This is a genomic window from Olsenella massiliensis, assembly GCF_001457795.1.
Classification (GTDB): Bacteria; Actinomycetota; Coriobacteriia; order Coriobacteriales; family Atopobiaceae; genus Olsenella_F; species Olsenella_F massiliensis.
Window position 1 is genome coordinate 24,358 of the sequence record NZ_LN898209.1, and the last position, 16,793, is coordinate 41,150.

Annotated in this window: 15 protein-coding genes; 12 read left to right on the forward strand and 3 right to left on the reverse strand. The window is 67.7% G+C overall.

The features are described from left to right. The first annotated feature begins 2 nt into the window (after positions 1 to 2). From BN3001_RS01305 to hisS, 9 genes are all read left to right on the forward strand, one after another. Positions 3 to 1,232, forward strand: coding sequence for a sensor histidine kinase (locus tag BN3001_RS01305; protein WP_058270031.1), 1,230 nt, complete (start codon positions 3 to 5; stop codon positions 1,230 to 1,232). Between the two features lie 197 nt (positions 1,233 to 1,429). Beyond that, positions 1,430 to 2,497 carry an inorganic phosphate transporter gene (locus BN3001_RS01310; protein WP_058270032.1) on the forward strand — a complete coding sequence of 356 codons (1,068 nt, stop codon included), beginning with the start codon at positions 1,430 to 1,432 and terminating at the stop codon, positions 2,495 to 2,497. Positions 2,498 to 2,572: 75 nt separating this feature from the next. After that, positions 2,573 to 3,205, forward strand: coding sequence for a DUF47 domain-containing protein (locus BN3001_RS01315; protein WP_058270033.1), 633 nt, complete (start codon positions 2,573 to 2,575; stop codon positions 3,203 to 3,205). Between the two features lie 174 nt (positions 3,206 to 3,379). Further along, positions 3,380 to 4,411, forward strand: a complete 1,032-nt coding sequence (gene nadA, locus BN3001_RS01320) for a quinolinate synthase NadA (protein WP_082629890.1) — start codon at positions 3,380 to 3,382, stop codon at positions 4,409 to 4,411. Beyond that, on the forward strand, positions 4,408 to 5,613 hold the full coding sequence (locus tag BN3001_RS01325) for an L-aspartate oxidase (protein WP_058270034.1): 1,206 nt from the start codon (positions 4,408 to 4,410) through the stop codon (positions 5,611 to 5,613). Before nadA ends, BN3001_RS01325 begins: the two co-directional genes overlap by 4 nt. Then, positions 5,610 to 6,521: a carboxylating nicotinate-nucleotide diphosphorylase gene (nadC, locus tag BN3001_RS01330; RefSeq protein ID WP_082629892.1), complete on the forward strand. Its 912-nt coding sequence runs from the start codon at positions 5,610 to 5,612 to the stop codon at positions 6,519 to 6,521. Before BN3001_RS01325 ends, nadC begins: the two co-directional genes overlap by 4 nt. Then, a complete protein-coding gene (locus tag BN3001_RS01335) occupies positions 6,518 to 7,072 on the forward strand; it encodes a transcription repressor NadR (protein ID WP_058270035.1) in 555 nt (184 codons plus the stop codon). Before nadC ends, BN3001_RS01335 begins: the two co-directional genes overlap by 4 nt. A gap of 183 nt (positions 7,073 to 7,255) precedes the next feature. Then, positions 7,256 to 8,287 carry a branched-chain amino acid aminotransferase gene (locus BN3001_RS01340; protein WP_058270036.1) on the forward strand — a complete coding sequence of 344 codons (1,032 nt, stop codon included), beginning with the start codon at positions 7,256 to 7,258 and terminating at the stop codon, positions 8,285 to 8,287. Between the two features lie 227 nt (positions 8,288 to 8,514). Next, on the forward strand, positions 8,515 to 9,828 hold the full coding sequence (hisS, locus tag BN3001_RS01345; RefSeq protein WP_058270037.1) for a histidine--tRNA ligase: 1,314 nt from the start codon (positions 8,515 to 8,517) through the stop codon (positions 9,826 to 9,828). Between the two features lie 33 nt (positions 9,829 to 9,861). Here the strand turns inward: hisS and BN3001_RS01350 are convergent, their stop codons facing one another. Next, positions 9,862 to 11,421, reverse strand: coding sequence for an efflux RND transporter periplasmic adaptor subunit (locus BN3001_RS01350; RefSeq protein ID WP_058270038.1), 1,560 nt, complete (start codon positions 11,419 to 11,421; stop codon positions 9,862 to 9,864). Between the two features lie 268 nt (positions 11,422 to 11,689). Between BN3001_RS01350 and aspS the strand changes: the two genes are divergently transcribed. Genes aspS through BN3001_RS01365 form a run of 3 tightly spaced genes read left to right on the forward strand, consistent with a single transcriptional unit; the run spans position 11,690 to position 14,396 of the window. Beyond that, the gene (aspS, locus tag BN3001_RS01355) at positions 11,690 to 13,477 is read left to right on the forward strand and encodes an aspartate--tRNA ligase (RefSeq protein WP_148362914.1); all 1,788 of its coding nucleotides are present in this window, start codon (positions 11,690 to 11,692) and stop codon (positions 13,475 to 13,477) included. Between the two features lie 41 nt (positions 13,478 to 13,518). Next, complete coding sequence (gene crcB, locus BN3001_RS08095) at positions 13,519 to 14,076, forward strand: fluoride efflux transporter CrcB (protein ID WP_235815005.1); 558 nt, start codon at positions 13,519 to 13,521, stop codon at positions 14,074 to 14,076. Continuing rightward, the gene (locus tag BN3001_RS01365) at positions 14,073 to 14,396 is read left to right on the forward strand and encodes a glutaredoxin family protein (protein ID WP_058270040.1); all 324 of its coding nucleotides are present in this window, start codon (positions 14,073 to 14,075) and stop codon (positions 14,394 to 14,396) included. Before crcB ends, BN3001_RS01365 begins: the two co-directional genes overlap by 4 nt. Positions 14,397 to 14,508: 112 nt before the next feature. Here BN3001_RS01365 and BN3001_RS01370 read toward each other — a convergent pair whose 3' ends face one another. Together BN3001_RS01370 and BN3001_RS01375 are read right to left on the reverse strand one after the other, a co-directional pair. Next, positions 14,509 to 15,060: a glutathione peroxidase gene (locus BN3001_RS01370; RefSeq protein WP_058270041.1), complete on the reverse strand. Its 552-nt coding sequence runs from the start codon at positions 15,058 to 15,060 to the stop codon at positions 14,509 to 14,511. 132 nt (positions 15,061 to 15,192) lie between these two features. Beyond that, entirely contained in the window at positions 15,193 to 16,674 is a 1,482-nt protein-coding gene (locus BN3001_RS01375) for a lipopolysaccharide biosynthesis protein (RefSeq protein ID WP_235815006.1), read from the reverse strand. Positions 16,675 to 16,793 lie beyond the last annotated feature (119 nt).

Genomic DNA, 16,793 nt, shown 5'->3' on the forward strand with positions numbered 1-16,793 from the left:
CCATGGGAGAGCGATCCATCCAACGGCTGCGCCTCAAGATCATCGCCACGATGCTCGGGGCGTTCTTCCTCACCATGCTGCTCATAGCCGTGCTGGTCAACGGCGCCTACATGGGCGTCGCCCAGGCGCGCATGAACAACGTGCTGCAGTCCATCATCGAGCATGACGGCGTCCTGGTCGCGAGCGTCGCCGACAGCTCGCTCTCGATCGCGCAGCGCACCGCCCGCTACTTCATGGTCACCTTGGGCCCCGACGGGTCGCTCGTCTCGTATCAGGGCGGCAACGACCAGGACCTTGACCCCTCCCTAGGCGCCGACATGGCGCGTCAGGCGGTCTCCTCGATCTTTGAGTCCGGATCCGTCGGCGACTACTACTACAAGGTCGTCCACGCCTCCAACGGCGACGCCGTGGTGGCCTTCGTCGACGGCTCCATCGAGCTGGGGGAGGGGAGGCAGGTCCTCTCCTACACCCTCATCTTCCTGGGCGGCGGCCTGCTTCTTGCCTTCGTGCTCGTCTGGTTCATGTCCCGCCAGGCCATTCGCCCCGAGATCGAGGCGGCGCGGCGTCAGGGCGAGTTCATCACGAACGCGAGCCACGAGCTTAAGACCCCGCTCGCCGTCATCCGCGCCAACACCGAGCTTCAGGAGACGCTTCAGGGCCCCAGCGAGTGGGGGACCTCCACGCTGAGGCAGGTGGAGTATCTGGACGGCCTGGTCAGGCGCCTTGTCGAGTTCTCGCGTGACGAGGAGGACGAGTCGGCGCCGCTCGAGGATGTGGACGTGGCCGCCGTGGCGAGCGACGTGGCCGCCGGCTTTGCGTCGGTGGCCCGGCGTCGGGGCATATCACTCAGCTGCGCCCCAGAGGACGGCGTCGTCACCCCGGCGCGTCGGGACAAGGTCGAGCAGCTCGTCCGCCTCCTGTTGGACAACGCCACCAAGTACTGTGACGAGGGCGGGTCCATCGCGGTGAGGGTGTCGGTGCCGCGGCGCTCGAAGGTCTCGCTCAGGCGCCGTGGCGCGCGCCTGGTGGTGTCCAACAGCTATGCCAATGGCGGTGGCGTGGACTTCGATCGCCTCTTCGAGCGCTTCTATCGGGGCGATACGTCCCATTCGAACCAGTCGGGCTACGGCATAGGGCTCGCCGTCGCGCAGCGCATCTGCGAGCAGGCGGGCGGGTCGATTTGCGCCGGCTGGCAGGACGGCGTCGTGAGCTTCAGCTGCCTGCTGCCCTAGGGCCCGTCATGCGGCCACGGGCGCATCGGTGCGCCGTCTCCTCGTGCGACATGTCGGCTGACAATTGACTTACAATCTGATTACGATTAACTTACCAAGGACGTATGCCCGACGCGTCGCGACCGTCCGTGCGGCTGCGGCGGCCTGGAGGGTGCCCGTCGCCCGAATGACCGGGTTCTCAGGGGGAGGAACGCCGCATGCAGGCCTCACAGATCGCCATCTCCTTCTCCCAGTTTCTTGACATCCTTGGCCAGAACCCCTTCCTTGCCATCGTCATGGTCCTGATCATGGGGACGATCTTCGTCAACGGGGCGACTGACGCGGCAAACGCCATCGCCGAGCCGGTGGGGACGCGTTCGATCGGCGTGAACGAGGCCATAGCCATGAGCGTCATTTGCAACTTCGTGGGCCTCGTGGGCATGACGTTCATCACGACCGCGGTCGCCGACACCATGAGCGTGATGGTGGACTTCGGGGGAGACGCGCACGCCGCGCTCATCGCCCTTGCCGCCGCGACGGTGGGCATCGTGGCCTGGGGTCTCGTGGCCTGGGCCTTTGGCATTCCCACCTCCGAGAGCCATGCCCTCATAGCGGGCCTGACCGGCGGTGCGCTGGCGGTCTCGGGCGGTCTGGACGGCGTCAACGTCGCCGAATGGATGAAGGTCGTCTATGGCCTCGTCCTCTCCACGGTGCTCGGGTATGCCGCAGGATGGCTGCTCGCCAGGGTCATCCCCCTGGCCTGCCGTCACGCCGACCGTCGTCGGGCCAACGACCTCTTTGGCAGCATGCAGGTGCTGGGAGCGGCCGGGGTGGCGCTCATGCACGGCGCCCAGGACGGCGAGAAGTTCATGTCCACCGCCATGATGGCCGTCGTCCTCTCCACGGGCAGGACCAGCATGGAGGGCATCCAGTTTCCTCTGTGGATCATGGTGCTCTGCGCCGGCGTCATGGCCCTGGGCACGGCGGTGGGCGGCAAGAAGATCATCAAGACCGTGGGCATGAACATGGTGCGCCTTGACAAGTACCAGGGCTTCTCCGCCTCGCTCAGCGCCACCGTCTCGCTGCTCATCGCCACGCTCACGGGACTTCCCGTCTCCACCACCCACACGAAGACGGCGGCCATCATGGGGGCGGGCGCCGCGGAGAACGTTCGCTCCGTCAACTGGTCTATCGCTCGGGACATGGTCCTCACCTGGGTCTTCACCTTCCCGGGCTGCGGTCTTATCGGCTATCTTCTGGCGCGGCTCTTCCTGCTGTGGTTCTGAGCCATGCCGACGACATCCGCCCGGCGCGGCGGCGAGCGCGCCATCAGCATCGCAGGCTCTCGACGAGGGGGACACATGGCTCGCATCAAGAAGGAAGACCCGTTCTATGCGCTCTTCAGGGAGTTCTCCCAGGAGATCCTGAACGCGTCCGAGGATTACGTGAGGCTGGTTGGGGGGTATCCCGAGACCATCTCGATGATTCCTACGATGAAGTTGCATGAGACGCGCTCCGACGCGCACGTCCGCAAGATCATGAAGGAGCTGTATACCTCGTTCATCACGCCCTTCGACCGCGACGACATCAGCGACCTTGCGCTCAAGATGGACGACATCGTGGACTACATGGAGAGCGCCTGCACGGGGCTCGACCTGTTCAACATGAGCACGACGCGCGTCGAGGCGCACCAGATGGCCGAGCTCACGCACCAAGCCATCGTGGAGCTCGACGTGATGTTCAACCACCTGGCCAACTACAAGCGCGACCCACTCGTGCGCGAGAAGGCCATCGCCGTCGGCGAGATCGAGGACCAGGGCGACGCCGTCTATGAGCAGGGCATGCGCCACCTCTTCCACGACGACTCGCTTGACGAGGCGCGCCGCGGGCACGTGGTGGGCTGGCTGAGGGTCTTCGACCGCATGGAGGCCTCCCTCGACGCCTGCGACGCGGCGGCGGGCGTGGTCAGGTCCATCATCATGAAGAGCGCGTAGCGCAGCGGCCCACGCGACCACGCCCCGCGCGGCGGTCCCTTGCGCGCCCTGCCCTCACGTAGGCCTGTGCCAAGGCCGTGTTAACTGTCATGACACCTGTCTTGTCAGTTCGGACGACATGAGGCAGTTTCGGGTACCCTGGTCCCATGGGAAGGCGGCGAGGGAGGAGTTCCCATGGAGCGGCTGGCCGACAGCTATGAATTGTCCGAGCTTGAGAGACAAAGCCTGGACGCGGCCCTGCGGCGATATCGCGAGCGAGGCGCTTCACCCGCGACACGGGGCGATGCGGAATTTGAGGAGCTGCGCAGGCGGGTGGAGGAACTCAAGCGCCGCCGCAACGCCGTGGTGCTCGCGCACTACTACGTGCCGGCCGAGGTCCAGGCCCTCGCCGACCACGTGGGTGACTCCTTCCATCTGGCGCAGCTGGCCAAGACGCTCGACGCCGAGGTCGTGGTCATGTGCGGCGTGTCCTTCATGGCGCAGAGCGTGAAGCTGCTCAACCCCTACCTGCGCGTGCTGCTCGCCGAGCCCCGGGCCGACTGTCCCATGGCGCACATGGTTCTAAAGCGTGACGTGGACCGCGTGCGCCAGGAGTTGGGCGACGTCGCCGTCGTCGCATACGTCAACACCACTGCGGAAATCAAGAGCTGGGCGGACGTCTGCGTCACCTCGTCGAACGCCGTCAAGGTGGTGCGTGAGCTGCCTCAGGACAACATCCTGTTCATCCCCGACATGAACCTCGGCCGCTACGTGGCCCGGCAGGTTCCCGAGAAGAACGTGCTGCTCAACCGAGGCTACTGCCCCACTCACCAGCGCATCGTCCCCTCCGAGGTGGAGGAGCTCGAGCTGGCATATCCCACGGCCGAGGTGCTCGCGCATCCCGAATGCTCCGAGGAGGTGCTGGCGGAGGCGGACTTCGTGGGCTCCACCAAGCAGATCATCGACCACATAGCCGCAAGCGAGGGCAGGGACTTCATCGTCCTGACCGTCGTGGGCATCGCATACGCGATCGAGCGCGCCTGTGCGGGCCAGGGTAAGCGCGTCCACTTTCCCAGGACGCCGCCCATCTGTCCCAACATGGCCCTCGTCACCGCGGAGCGTCTCGTCTCATGCCTTGAGGACCTGTCGGGCGAGGTGGGGCTCCCACCCCAGGCCGATGCCGCCAACGCGCCCCTTGAGCGCATGCTCGAGCTGGCGTCCCGATGAGGGGGCGCCAGGCGGCCGGCCGGCCTGAGACCTCCTGCGACGTCGTGATCGTGGGCTGCGGGGTGGCGGGCCTCTATGCGGCCCTCAACCTGCCCCGCGCGCTCCGGGTCGTCATGCTCTCCAAGGAGGACCTCGCGAGCTGCGACTCTATGCTGGCGCAGGGGGGCATCTGCGTCATGCGTGACCATGACGACTACGGGCCCTGGTTTGACGACACCATGCGCGCCGGCCACAACGCCTGCCGCACCGCGAGCGTGGACACCATGATCTGGGAGAGCCGCGGCATCATCAACGACCTCATCCGCCTGGGCGTCTCATTTGACCGGCTGCCCGACGGCGGCCTTGACTACACGCGTGAGGGGGCCCACTCCCGGCCGCGCATCGTCCATCACGCGGACGTCACGGGCAAAGAGATCACCACCACGCTGCTGGCGCGCGTGAGGGAGCTTCCCAACGTGCGCATCCTGGCGTGGCGACGCATGGAGGACCTGGTCGTCGCCGAGGACGGCAGCTGCGCGGGCGTCGTCTGCCAGGACCCTGACGGGACGCGGGTCACGATTCGCGCCCATGACACGCTGCTCGCCACGGGCGGCGTGGGGGGCCTCTATGAGCGCTCGACCAACTTCGCCTGCCTCACGGGCGACGGCTGCCGCGTCGCCGCCGCGCACGGCCTTACGCTCGATCACATGAGCTGGGTGCAGGTGCATCCCACGACGCTCTACACGGGTCGTCCCGGACGCGCCTTCCTCATCAGCGAGGCCTGTCGCGGGGAGGGCGCCATCCTCCTCGACGCTCGTGGCGAACGCTTCGTGCAGGAGCTGCTTCCGCGCGACGTCGTGTCCGAGGCGATCAGGCGGCAGATGGAGGCCGACGGCCTGCCCTACGTCCGTCTCTCGTTCGAGCGCGTGGCGCCCGAGGTGGTGCGGGGCCACTTTGCCAACATCTACCAGCGCTGCCTCGAGGAGGGGCACGACCTGCTGCGCGAGCCCGTGCCCGTCGTTCCCGCCCAGCATTACCTCATGGGAGGCATCCGCGTGAACCGACACTCGCGCACGGGCATGGCGCACCTCTATGCCGCGGGTGAGACGAGCTGCAACGGCGTGCACGGCAAGAACCGTCTTGCCAGCAACTCGCTCCTCGAGAGCCTGGTGTTCTCCCGGCTGGCGGCACGAGACATCATACGAAGGAGGCATCACGCATGAACGACGTCACCCTGAGGCTCCACGCCGAGCCCCTGATCCTCTCTGCGCTTCGGGAGGACATCAGCTCAGAGGACCTGTCCACGGCGGCGATCGTCGGCGACGACGCACGGGGCGAGGTTCGCCTCATCGCCAAGCAGGACGGCGTCATCTGCGGGCTGGACGTCTTTGAGCGCACCTTTAGGCTCCTGGACGAGCGTGCCCGCCTGGAGGCGGTCGTGGGGGAGGGCGACGAGGTCCACGCCTCCCAGGAGCTGGGCGTCATGCGCGGCCGCGTCGTCGCGCTCCTCGCCGGCGAGCGCGTGGCCCTCAACTTCCTGCAGCGCATGAGCGGCATCGCCACGCTCACCCGATCGATGGCCCGCATGCTCGACGGCACGCGGACCCGTCTGGCGGACACGCGCAAGACCACGCCTAACCTACGTATCTTTGAGCGCGAGGCCGTGCGGGTGGGGGGAGGGGCCAACCATCGCTACAACCTCTCGACGGCGGTCATGCTCAAGGACAACCACATCGACGCGGCGGGCGGCATAGCCCAGGCCGTCGCCGCCGCGCGCCGCCGCGCGCCGTTCGTCTGCGCGGTGGAGGTCGAGGTGGAGACGCTCGGCCAGCTGAAAGAGGCGCTCGCCGCCGGCGCTGACGTGATCATGCTCGACAACATGGACCTGCCCACCCTGCGCGAGGCGGTGGCCGTCGCAGACGGCAGGGCGACGCTGGAGGTGTCGGGCAACGTGACGCCCGAGCGCCTGCGCGACCTTGCCGACCTGGGCGTTGACGTCATCTCCTGCGGAGCGCTCACGCACTCGGCGCCCATCCTCGACTTGAGCCTCAAGCACCTGCGGGTGCTTGGGACCGCCGGCGCGGGGCTCGACGGCGCGGCGACGGGCAGCGTGGGGGGCGCAGGACGATGAGGGGGCAGCCGGCGGGAGAGCGACGCCGCGAGCGTCTCCTCACGCTTTTGGGTGCGTCTCGCTCGGCGCTCACCGGCGCGCAGCTCGCGTGCCAGCTGGGCGTCAGCCGTCAGGTGATCGTGCAGGACATCGCCCTCATCAAGGCGCAGGGCGCGAAGGTCGTCCCCACCAGCCGAGGCTACCTCCTCGAACGGGAGCCGCCCGCCCGCCCGGTTCGCCTCCTCAAGCTGCGGCACGGTCTGGACCGGGTGGAGCTGGAGCTCAAGATCATCGTTGATTTGGGCGGCACGGTGGAGGACACGCTTGTGAACCATCGGACCTATGGTAGGCTGAGCGCCCCTCTCCATGTGTCCAGCCGCAGCGACGTCGCGCGCTTTTTGGACGACCTTGCGGGGAGTCGCTCCTCGCTGCTCTCCGAAGTCACCTCGGGCTATCACTTCCATCATGTGAGCGCACGCGACCAGGAGACGCTCGAGCGCATCGAGCGGGCGCTCGATGAGGCAGGCCTCCTCTGCGAGCCCACCGACTGGGAGCGCGCGGAGCTTAGCTGAAAAGCGCGCCCGCGTCTGCGCGGGGCGGGCCTCCCGGCGGGCGCTGCCGGCGTGCCGCATGATGTTTCGAGTGCGTCTCGGCTCCCTGTGGTCGCCCGAGGGTCCCCGTCGAGGCGCGTACACTTTTTGACAAGCGTGCCGCCGTGCGCACGGCGCGTACCCAAGATCCAAGGAGGACCACGCATGCAGAAGAAGGACCTCGACTGGGGCGGTCTCGGCTTTGCCTACCAGCCCACGGACTACAGCTATGTCTCGCAGTACCGGGACGGGGCATGGGACGAGGGGACGCTCACGAGCGACCACAGCCTTCGGCTTTCGGAGTGCGCGGGCATCTTCCACTACTGCCAGGAGATCTTCGAGGGACTCAAGGCCTATGCGACCGAGGGGGGCGACATCGTCTGCTTCCGCCCCGACCAGAACGCCGCGCGCATGTACGACTCGGCCAGGCGCCTGGTCATGCCCCCCTTCCCCAAGGAGCGCTTCGTGGAGGCCGTCGAGCGGGTCGTGCGCGCCAATGCCGCCTGGGTGCCGCCCTTCGGCTCCGGCGCGACGCTGTACATTCGCCCCTTCATGATCGCCACCGGCGACGTCATCGGTGTCAAGCCCGCTGACGAGTATCAGTTCCGCATTCTCGTGACGCCGGTCGGCGCCTACTACAAGGGCGGCGTCAAGCCCGTCAGGCTGCAGGTGTCCAAGTTTGACCGGGCGGCTCCGCACGGGACGGGCAACATCAAGGCCGGCCTCAACTATGCCATGAGCCTGTATCCCTCCGTCGAGGCCCATGCCGCGGGCTATGCTGACAACATGTTCCTCGACCCCCAGACGCGCACGTTCGTGGAGGAGTCGGGCGGCGCCAACTTCCTGTTCGTCGACAAGGGCGGGACGCTGGTCGTGCCGCAGTCCGCGACCGACTCCATCCTTCCCTCGATCACCCGTCGCTCGCTCGTCGATGTCGCAACGAGGCTCTTGGGCATGACCGTCGAGCAGCGTCCCGTCACCTTTGCGGAGATCGGCGACTTCGTGGAGTGCGGCATGTGCGGCACCGCCGCGGTCATCTCTCCCGTGGGTCAGGTTGACTTTGACGGGGGCTCCGTCGTCTACGGCATGGAGGAGGTGGGCCCCGTCATGCGCACGCTGCGCGAGACCCTGACCGGCATCCAGGACGGCTCGATCGAGGACACGTTCGGCTGGGTTCACAAGATCGACGTGGCGTAGGGACGCGGCGTAGGGCTCGGGGCCTTCTCGCGCGCCTCGGCCGGCTGCGTCGGCGTGGTCCCCATCGCCCCGGTCGGGGAGGCCTGCCGCAGGCTGGCGAACGGTGCCTCGCGCTCCTGGCGTATACTGACATGTCTGATGGCCGAGGAAGGCGACGTGCGCTCGCATGTCGCTCGTGGCCGCGGCCACGATGTCGCGCAGAGGGCGCGAGGAGGGGGCACGTCGCTATGGCACAGAGGATTCAAGGCACCGAGGACCTGGTGGGCGGCTACATGCGTGCCTGGCAGCATATGCAGGACGTGGCGCGCGAGCTTTTTGGCGCCTATGGCTTCGACCAGATCGAGACCCCGGCCATAGAGCAGGTTGACACCTTCGTCCACGGCATCGGCGCCTCCACGGACGTCGTGCGCAAGGAGATGTTCAGGGTGTTCTCGGGCGCCCTCATGGAGCGCATCCTGGCCGCCGGCGGCGAAGGCGGCCTCAAGGCAAGGCAGCGCATGGCGCTGAGGCCCGAGGGCACGGCCGGCGTGGTCCGCGCGGCCGTGGAGGGCAACTTCGTGCCCCAGGGCGCGGCGCCCGCCAAGCTCTGGTACGCGGAGGCCATGTTCCGCGGCGAGAGGCCCCAGAGGGGCCGCCTGCGCCAGTTCCATCAGATCGGCGTCGAGGTCCTGGGCGCACCCGACGCCGCCGTCGACGCCGAGTGCGTCATCATGCTCATGGAGTTCTACCGGCGTCTGGGCTTTGACGCCACCAAGCTGCAGCTGCGCGTCAACTCCATGGGCGACGCCAGCTGTCGCACCCGCTATCGTGAGAGGGTGCGCACCTTCATCCTCGCCCATCGCGACGAGATGTGCGACGACTGCCTGGAGCGTGCGGACATCAACCCGCTGCGCGCCTTTGACTGCAAGAACGAGCGCTGCCACGAGGTCATGCGAGACGCCCCCCTCGTCACGGACAATCTCTGCGACGACTGCGAGGCGCACTACGCGCAGGTGAAGGCCTATCTTGACGAGGCGGGCCTCGCGTACGTGGAGGACCCCACGCTCGTGCGCGGCCTGGACTACTACACGCGCACCGTCTTCGAGGTGGACGCCCTCGCGTCGGGCGTGGGCGCCATCGGCGGCGGCGGCCGCTACGACGGGCTCATGGAGCTGGAGGGCGGCAAGCCCACCCCGGGCATCGGCTTTGCCGTCGGCTTTGAGCGCATCGCTCTCGCCCTGGCGGCCCAGGGAGGCACGCTCGAGACCCCTGCGCCCGGCTGCGTCTACGTGGCCTGCGCCGCTCCCGAGCAACGTCAGGCCGTGTTCTCGGCGACCCTCGCGCTTCGTCAGGCGGGCGTCCGCACGGAAGCGGACTACCAGGGACGCTCGCTCAAGTCCCAGTTCAAGCAGGCGGACAGGCTGAGAGCAAGCGTCTGCGTCGTCATCGGCGCGGACGAGGTCGCGACGGCATCCGTGACCGTTCGCGACATGCGGACGCACGAGCAGCTGCTGGTGCCCGCCGCCGAGTTCGTCGGGAGGGTGAGGGCGCTTCTTGGCTAGCACGCTCGACGGCCCCTGAGGCCGCCGGCCGCGCTAGCGGGCGTCGCCTCCCTCGCCCGTGCCGACGAGCAGCTCGTCTCCCGCGTTGACGCCCTGGACGGCGGCCGATTCGCCGTCGCGGGCGAGGATGGTGACCTGCCTTCGCTCCCTGCTGGCAAGGTCCTTTCCGTTGCCCGCCAGGGTCACGACCTCCACGTAGCTCGTCTTGGAGGCGTCCGTCGTTATGGCGGCCAGAGGGATGACGACGGCGCTGGGTACGACCTTGGTGGTGATGGTGGCCGTCACGGCCGACCCCAGCCTGATCGTCGGGTCCGGGCTGCTCAGCAGCAGCGTGACGGCGTAGCTCGCGCCCTGCGCGTCGCCTTCTTCCGTGACCGGGGCGCTGTCGACGTGCGAGACGGTCGCCTGCGCGCTCACGTCCGCGATCTGGGGAAAGCACAGCGTCGCCGTCTGATTGAGTCCCAGCTGCCCGATGTCGTCCTGGCTCACCCGCACCTCTGCGCGCAGCGTGGAGAGGTCCGATATCTGGGCGAGCTGGCTCACCGCCCCCGCCGTCGCGCGCAGCTCCGCGTCAGACGAGCTGGTGCCCACCACGGCCGTCCCCTCCTTGACGAATAGCCTGGTGATTGTGCCGGAGGCGGGTGCGGTGATGGTTCGCCCGTCGGCCTGCGCGACCGCGCTCTCATAGCTGCCCTGGGCACCCTGGACGGCGGTCTCGGCCGCCTCCACCGCGCTGGCGAGCGAGCTGGGGTCGACGAGCCCGGCAGTTGCCGAGATGCTCGCCGCGCCGCCGACGCCCACGCCGCTTGCCTGGGCCTCCGCCCTGGCCTTGTCGGCCGCCAGGGCGGCATCCCAGGCCTGCTGCGCGGCCTGGTACTTGCCCTGCGCCTCCGCGAGGGCCGACTTCGCCGCGCCCAGCTGCGCCTCGGCCCTGCCGACCGCCGCGTCGAGGTTGTCGTTCTTGAGCACGAAGAGGACGTCGCCCTCGGTGACGTCTTGGCCCTCCGTCACCCGCATCTCCGCCACCGTGCCGTCGACCTCCGACGCCACGTCGGCGGTCGACCCCGCGACGATGGTGCCCGTCGCGCTGACCGTTGACGTGAAGTCCCTGAGCTCGGCCGTGACGACGGACGGCGCGGGCCTCCGTGCCTCCTGTTGGGCCGCCATGAAGGCGTCCAGCTGCTTCTTGGCGTACGTTGCCAGCACCAGGGCCAAAAGTGCGCACAGCGCCGCCCCGACGCCGACGAGCACTCGCGTGCGCCGCTGGCGCCTCGTCCTGCGGCGCGTCTGCGCCATGGCGAGTACCTCGGCGGGCGCGCGGTTGTCAACGCGGACGCCCCCGATGTCGGCGGTGTCGCCGACGCCCGCATCCGCAGCCGTGGCGTTTTGCGCGGACTCAGACGAGACTGCGTCGTCCGCGTCGGCGGGCTCGCTCGGCGCGGTTCCGTCGGTCAAGGCGGCATCCCCTTGCGCGCCGCCGGCGTGGCCGGTCGCGCCAACGATGCCTGACGATTCCGGGGCGTCCTCGCCCGCCTCGGGCAAGACGGGCGACGGTGCCGCGTGCCGTGCGGAGGATTCGTGGGTCTCTGGCATGGGGACTCCTTGCAAGCTGCGTGTACGTCGCTTGCCCCTAGCATACGGCATTGGGTTTGTCAGCCGAAGCATCCCTGGTAGACGGCTCGCCTGACAAAGACGGCACGGCTGTGTTTCTCCTGGGTAAGACCGTTCGCGCGCCGACGCCAGGGGCCATGAGGGCTGCTATCATGATTCGTCGCGTGCGTCGTCGCAGTCTACGCCGACGCATGGTCTGCTGATGGGCCGCCCGTACGGCACGGGGCGGCAAGAGACGAGAGGAAGAGCCATGCCCACGACCGACCCCATGCATGTCCACAGCATGCACACCCACACCTGCGGAGAGCTGCGCCTGGAGGACATCGGCCGCGAGGTCACGCTCACGGGCTGGGTGTGGCATCGCCGCGACCACGGCGGGCTGATCTTTGTTGACCTGCGCGACCGTGACGGCGTGACGCAGGTCTCCTTTGACCCCGAGCACTCCGGCGGCACGGCCTTCCACGTCGCCGAGACCATTCGCTCCGAATGGCCCGTCAAGGTCACGGGCGTGGTGCGCGAGCGCCCCGAGGGCCAGGACAACGAGAAGCTCGCCACCGGGCGGGTCGAGGTGCTCATCTCGGACATCGAGGTCCTGGGCGGCGCCAGGACGCCCGCCTTCCAGATAGAGGACCGCATCGACGCCGCCGAGGACGTGCGTCTGCGCTACCGCTACCTTGACCTGCGCCGCCCCAAGATGATGGGCAACCTCAGGCTGCGCTCCGACTTCACCTTCGCCATGCGCCAGGCGCTGCACGACCGCGCCTTCATGGAGGTCGAGACGCCCGCGCTCTTCAAGTCGACGCCCGAGGGAGCCCGCGACTTTCTGGTGCCGAGCCGCACGCAGCCGGGTCACTTCTACGCCCTGCCGCAGTCGCCCCAGCTGCTCAAGCAGCTGCTGATGGTGGGCGGCGTGGAGCGCTACTACCAGGTGGCCAAGTGCTTCCGCGACGAGGACCTGCGCGCCGACCGCCAGCCCGAGTTCACGCAGGTGGACATCGAGATGAGCTTCGTGTCGCAGGATGACGTCATGGGCGCGCTCGAGGAGGTGCTCGCCTCCGCCTTCGCCTCGATGGGTGTCAGGATGGAGCTGCCCCTGCGTCGCATCAGCTACTGGGACGCCATGGACAGCTACGGCACCGACAAGCCCGACACCCGCTATGACATGCGTCTTCATGACGTGACGTCCATCTTCGGCTCGTCCAGGTTCAAGCTGTTCGCGAGCGCCGCGGCGAACCCCGACCTGTTCGTCAAGGCCATCAACGCCAAGGGCGCCGGCGCCTGGCCCCGTGCCCAGATTGACAAGCTTGCCGACGTGGCCTCCGGCTTCGGCGCCAAGGGCCTCGCCTACATCGCCTTCCGCGAGGATGGCTCGGTCACGAGCCCCATCGTCAAGTTCTTCTCGGACGACGAGATGGCGGCGCTCAGGGCCGAGATGGACGTGGAGCCCGGCGACCTCGTGATGTTCGCGGTCGAGGGCCGTCTTGCCGCCGACGAGATCCTGGGCGGCATGCGCGCCCACATGGCGCAGGCGCTGAACGTGCCGCGCGAGGGTCACGACTTCCTCTGGGTCGTGGACTTCCCGCTGTTCCACTGGGACGAGGACCGCAAGGCATACGCCGCCGAGCACCAGCCCTTCACCCAGCCGGTCGAGGACGACGTCGAGCGCCTGGACACCGACCCGCTCTCCGTGGGTTCGCACACCTATGACTTCGTGATGGACGGCTTTGAGGCCGGCGGCGGCGGCATGCGCATCCATGACGCCGACCTCCAGATGCGCGTCCTCGAGAAGCTCGGCTTCACCAGGGAGCGGGCGCAGGAGCAGTTTGGCTTCCTCATGGAGGCGCTCGAGTTCGGCGCTCCTCCGATGGGCGGCTTCGCCCTGGGCCTGGACCGCGTGTGCATGCTGCTCGCGGGCGCGGACTCCATCCGCGAGGTCATGGCCTTCCCCAAGACCTCGAGCGGCTCCGACCTCATGAGCGCCGCCCCGAGCGAGGTCTCGGGCAAGCAGCTCAAGGAGGTCTCGCTGCGCCTGCTGTAGGGGCAGGTGGCAGGGGGCGTGATGGCCGAGAGAGGTTTGCGATGATGCACGAGACGATCGTCCAGGCGCTGGCCGTGGGGTTTGGCGGCTTTGCGGGCAGCGTGGGCCGGTGGGGGATAGGGGCGGCCCTTGAGGATCTCGCCCCTGGGCTTCCCGCCGGGACTCTCGCCGCCAACGCGCTCGCGGGACTCATCATCGGCGTCGTCACGGGCATGGACCTCGCGAGTCCGCTTGACGCGCGTCTGAGGCTGCTTTTGGCAACGGGGCTCTGCGGGGGCCTATCGACGTTCTCGACCTTCTCGGCGGAGACGCTCGCGCTCGCGGGCGCGGGGAATCTGCGCGCCGCGGCGGCAAACGTGATCGCCAACGTCGCGAGCTGCCTGCTGGCCGTGGCCGCGGGCCTGGCGCTTGGCAGGGTGCTCGCGGCGGGGGAGGCGTTGACGAGACGGATGTCGTGCGAGGGGCGCATGGGCGCCTCGGGCGTGAGCGCGTTGCGAGGGCTAGGGCGCCCGGCGGCGGGGTATACGACACTCGACCCAACAGACCTAGCGCCGCGCCGTCCGTCAGCGCGGCGCCTCGAGGAAGGCGAGAGCCCATGACCACGAAGGACCTCCAGCTATACGTCAAGGACGCCTGCCCCTACTGCCGGCGCGTCGAGTCGTTCATGAGCAAGGCGGGCATCGAGCTGCCGCTGCACGACATCGACGAGAGCGACGAGGACAGGGCGTACCTCATCGAGCACGGCGGCAAGCGCCAGGTTCCCTGCCTGTTCGTCGACGGACGGGCGCTCTATGAGTCCGATGACATCATCGACTTCCTGAGCAGGGAGTTTGACGTCAAGCCCGCCGGTCCCGCCGCCGCCGGCGAGCCCGCCGCGGGCGGGGCATGCTCGCTGGACGGGAGCGGCTGCAGCTTCTAGGCGCGCCGTCACGCCTGACGTCGCGCGTCTGACATGAGGAGGGTCCGACCCTTCCGGGCCGGACCCTCCCTTTGCCTCCCCGTGAGGCGGCGGTGCCCTGGCCGTGCGGCTTCTAGAGCAGCTTCTCCACGGCCGGCTTCACGACGCCCTCGACGTCGGCGGTGGGCTCAAAGCGTTCGACGACGTTGCCCTCGCGGTCGATGAGGAACTTGGTGAAGTTCCACTTGATGTCCGCGCTCTGCTCCCAGTTGGGGTCGGCCTTGCCGAGGATGTCTTTCAGAATCGGCGTGATCTTGTGGTTGGGGTCAAAGCCGGCATAGCCCTTCTCGCCCTTGAGCCACACATAGAGGGGGTCGGCGCCCTCGCCGTTGACCTCGATCTTGCCAAACTGGGGGAAGGTCACGCCAAAGCGACCGGTGCAGAAGGTGTGAATCTCGTCGGCGGTGCCGGGTGCCTGCTCGCCAAACTGGTTGCAGGGAAAGTCCAGGATCTCAAGGCCCTTCTCGTGCTCCTGCTCGTAGAGCTTCTGAAGGTCGGCGTAGGTGGGGGTGAAGCCGCACTCGGTGGCCGTGTTCACCACCAAGAGGACCTTGCCCTTGTAGTCGCCCAGGTTGACGTCCTTACCCTCGCGGTCCTTGACGGTGTAGTCATAGATGCCTGCCATGCGAGCCTCCAAAGTCAGTGGTGTGAATAAAATGATACTTAGACGCAATCATTTACGCCCTGATGGAGGCATACCCGTTTTGCGCTGCGGATAGGCCGAACATTCCGCGAATGGTCAGGTGCCGTCGAAGTCTTATGACCGCACGCGAACAACGACGTATTGCGATGCCAGCAGCAGGAACAGGGCCGCCATCGAGAGCGCATAGGCGTAGACCGCCCCCTCGAACCCGATGACTCTCACCAGCGTCATGCTCAGAAGGACGGAGACGCCGAACGCGATGAGATAGAGGCGGCTTGCCAGCTCCTGGCGCCGCTGCACGGTTATGATCTGATAGAGGAAGTCGACGACGGCGGAGAGGCCCCCCGCCACGACCATGAGATACAGCTGGTTGCGCAGAGGCTCAAAGTCGGTGCCGTATAGCAGGTTGAGCAGGGGTATGCCCACGAGCGCGTTGAAGGCGACCATGGCCACGGTGATGCCCACGGCCAGCGCGATGACCACGATGACAATCAGGTCAAAGCGCTTGCGGTGCGACGGGTTGGACCAGATGGTGGCAAGACGGACGAGCTGGGGCCTGTAGATGAGGCTCACGCTCATGGCGATGCCCTGGGCCGGAAAGTAGATGGCGTTGAAGAAGAGCTGGCTGTCGTAGGGCAGGCTTCCCTCCATGGCAAACTTGGGGACGGTCTCGATAAGCGAGAAGAGGAACGTCGCCAGGAACGTGGGGGCGCAGTCGACGAAGATCTGCCTGACCTCCACGAGCTCCCAGCCGCGCGAGCGCTCGGTCTCGAAGTAGGTGAGGGGTATCGTGACGAGCAGAAGGGACGCCGCCGCGACGCCCGCCATGGCCATCGAGGAGGTCGCGACCCCACGGGTCAGCACGAGGGCAAGGCAGAACGCCACGATGCCGCCCGCGCAGCGCAGCACTTGGGAGAGGCCCGAAAGCCACAGCTTGTCCTGCTGCTGAAGACGACCCTCGTACACGTCGGCGATGGAGTCGACGACCCTGAAGGAGAAGGTGCCCAGGCAGATGGTGAGCATCTCGCCCTGCCCATAGCCGCGCAGGGCGCACAGCAGCCATCCCGCCCCCGCCATGAAAAGGCAGGTCAGGACTCTCTGGAGCTGGTAGGCGCCAAAGGAGTTGGTCTCGTCGACGTCGGACACCTGATATGTCCGCACCCCGTACATGCCCACGAACTGGATGAGGTTGGCATACACGAAGGCCATGGAGAACATGCCCGCCTGCTCGGTACCCACGAGCTGCGAGGAGACCATCGTGAGCAGGGGAAAGAGGGCGCCCCAGACGCCCAGGCCGACGCTGTTGAACGCATAGTCGAGCGTCGTGCTATGGCTGGCGTAGCGAGCCGTCTGGTCGGCGAGCGAGCCCGAGAACACGGCGGCGATCAGGCGGTCCCACCACTGGTTGGCAAGACGCGCCAGCAAGGGCTGGCGCGGGCCCGAACGCTCGCGGTCCCCCTCGCGGGACTGCGGCATCACGAGGCTGCCGTAGCGAAACGCCCGTTGCGACGCCGCGTCCCGTGCGCCCCCGCGCCCGCCTCGCCCCATGTCCAGATGACGCCGCGCGGACGTCGGCCGAAAGGGAAGGTGGGGCATACGCGCTCCTCGCTCGGGTCGGGATGAGGGTCTGAACTGTCATTCTAGCGCGCCGTCGCGGTGCGGGGAGTTGATGGAAGCGTAAAGATTGGGTTTCGCCCGCCGCCATCGTCGGCGAG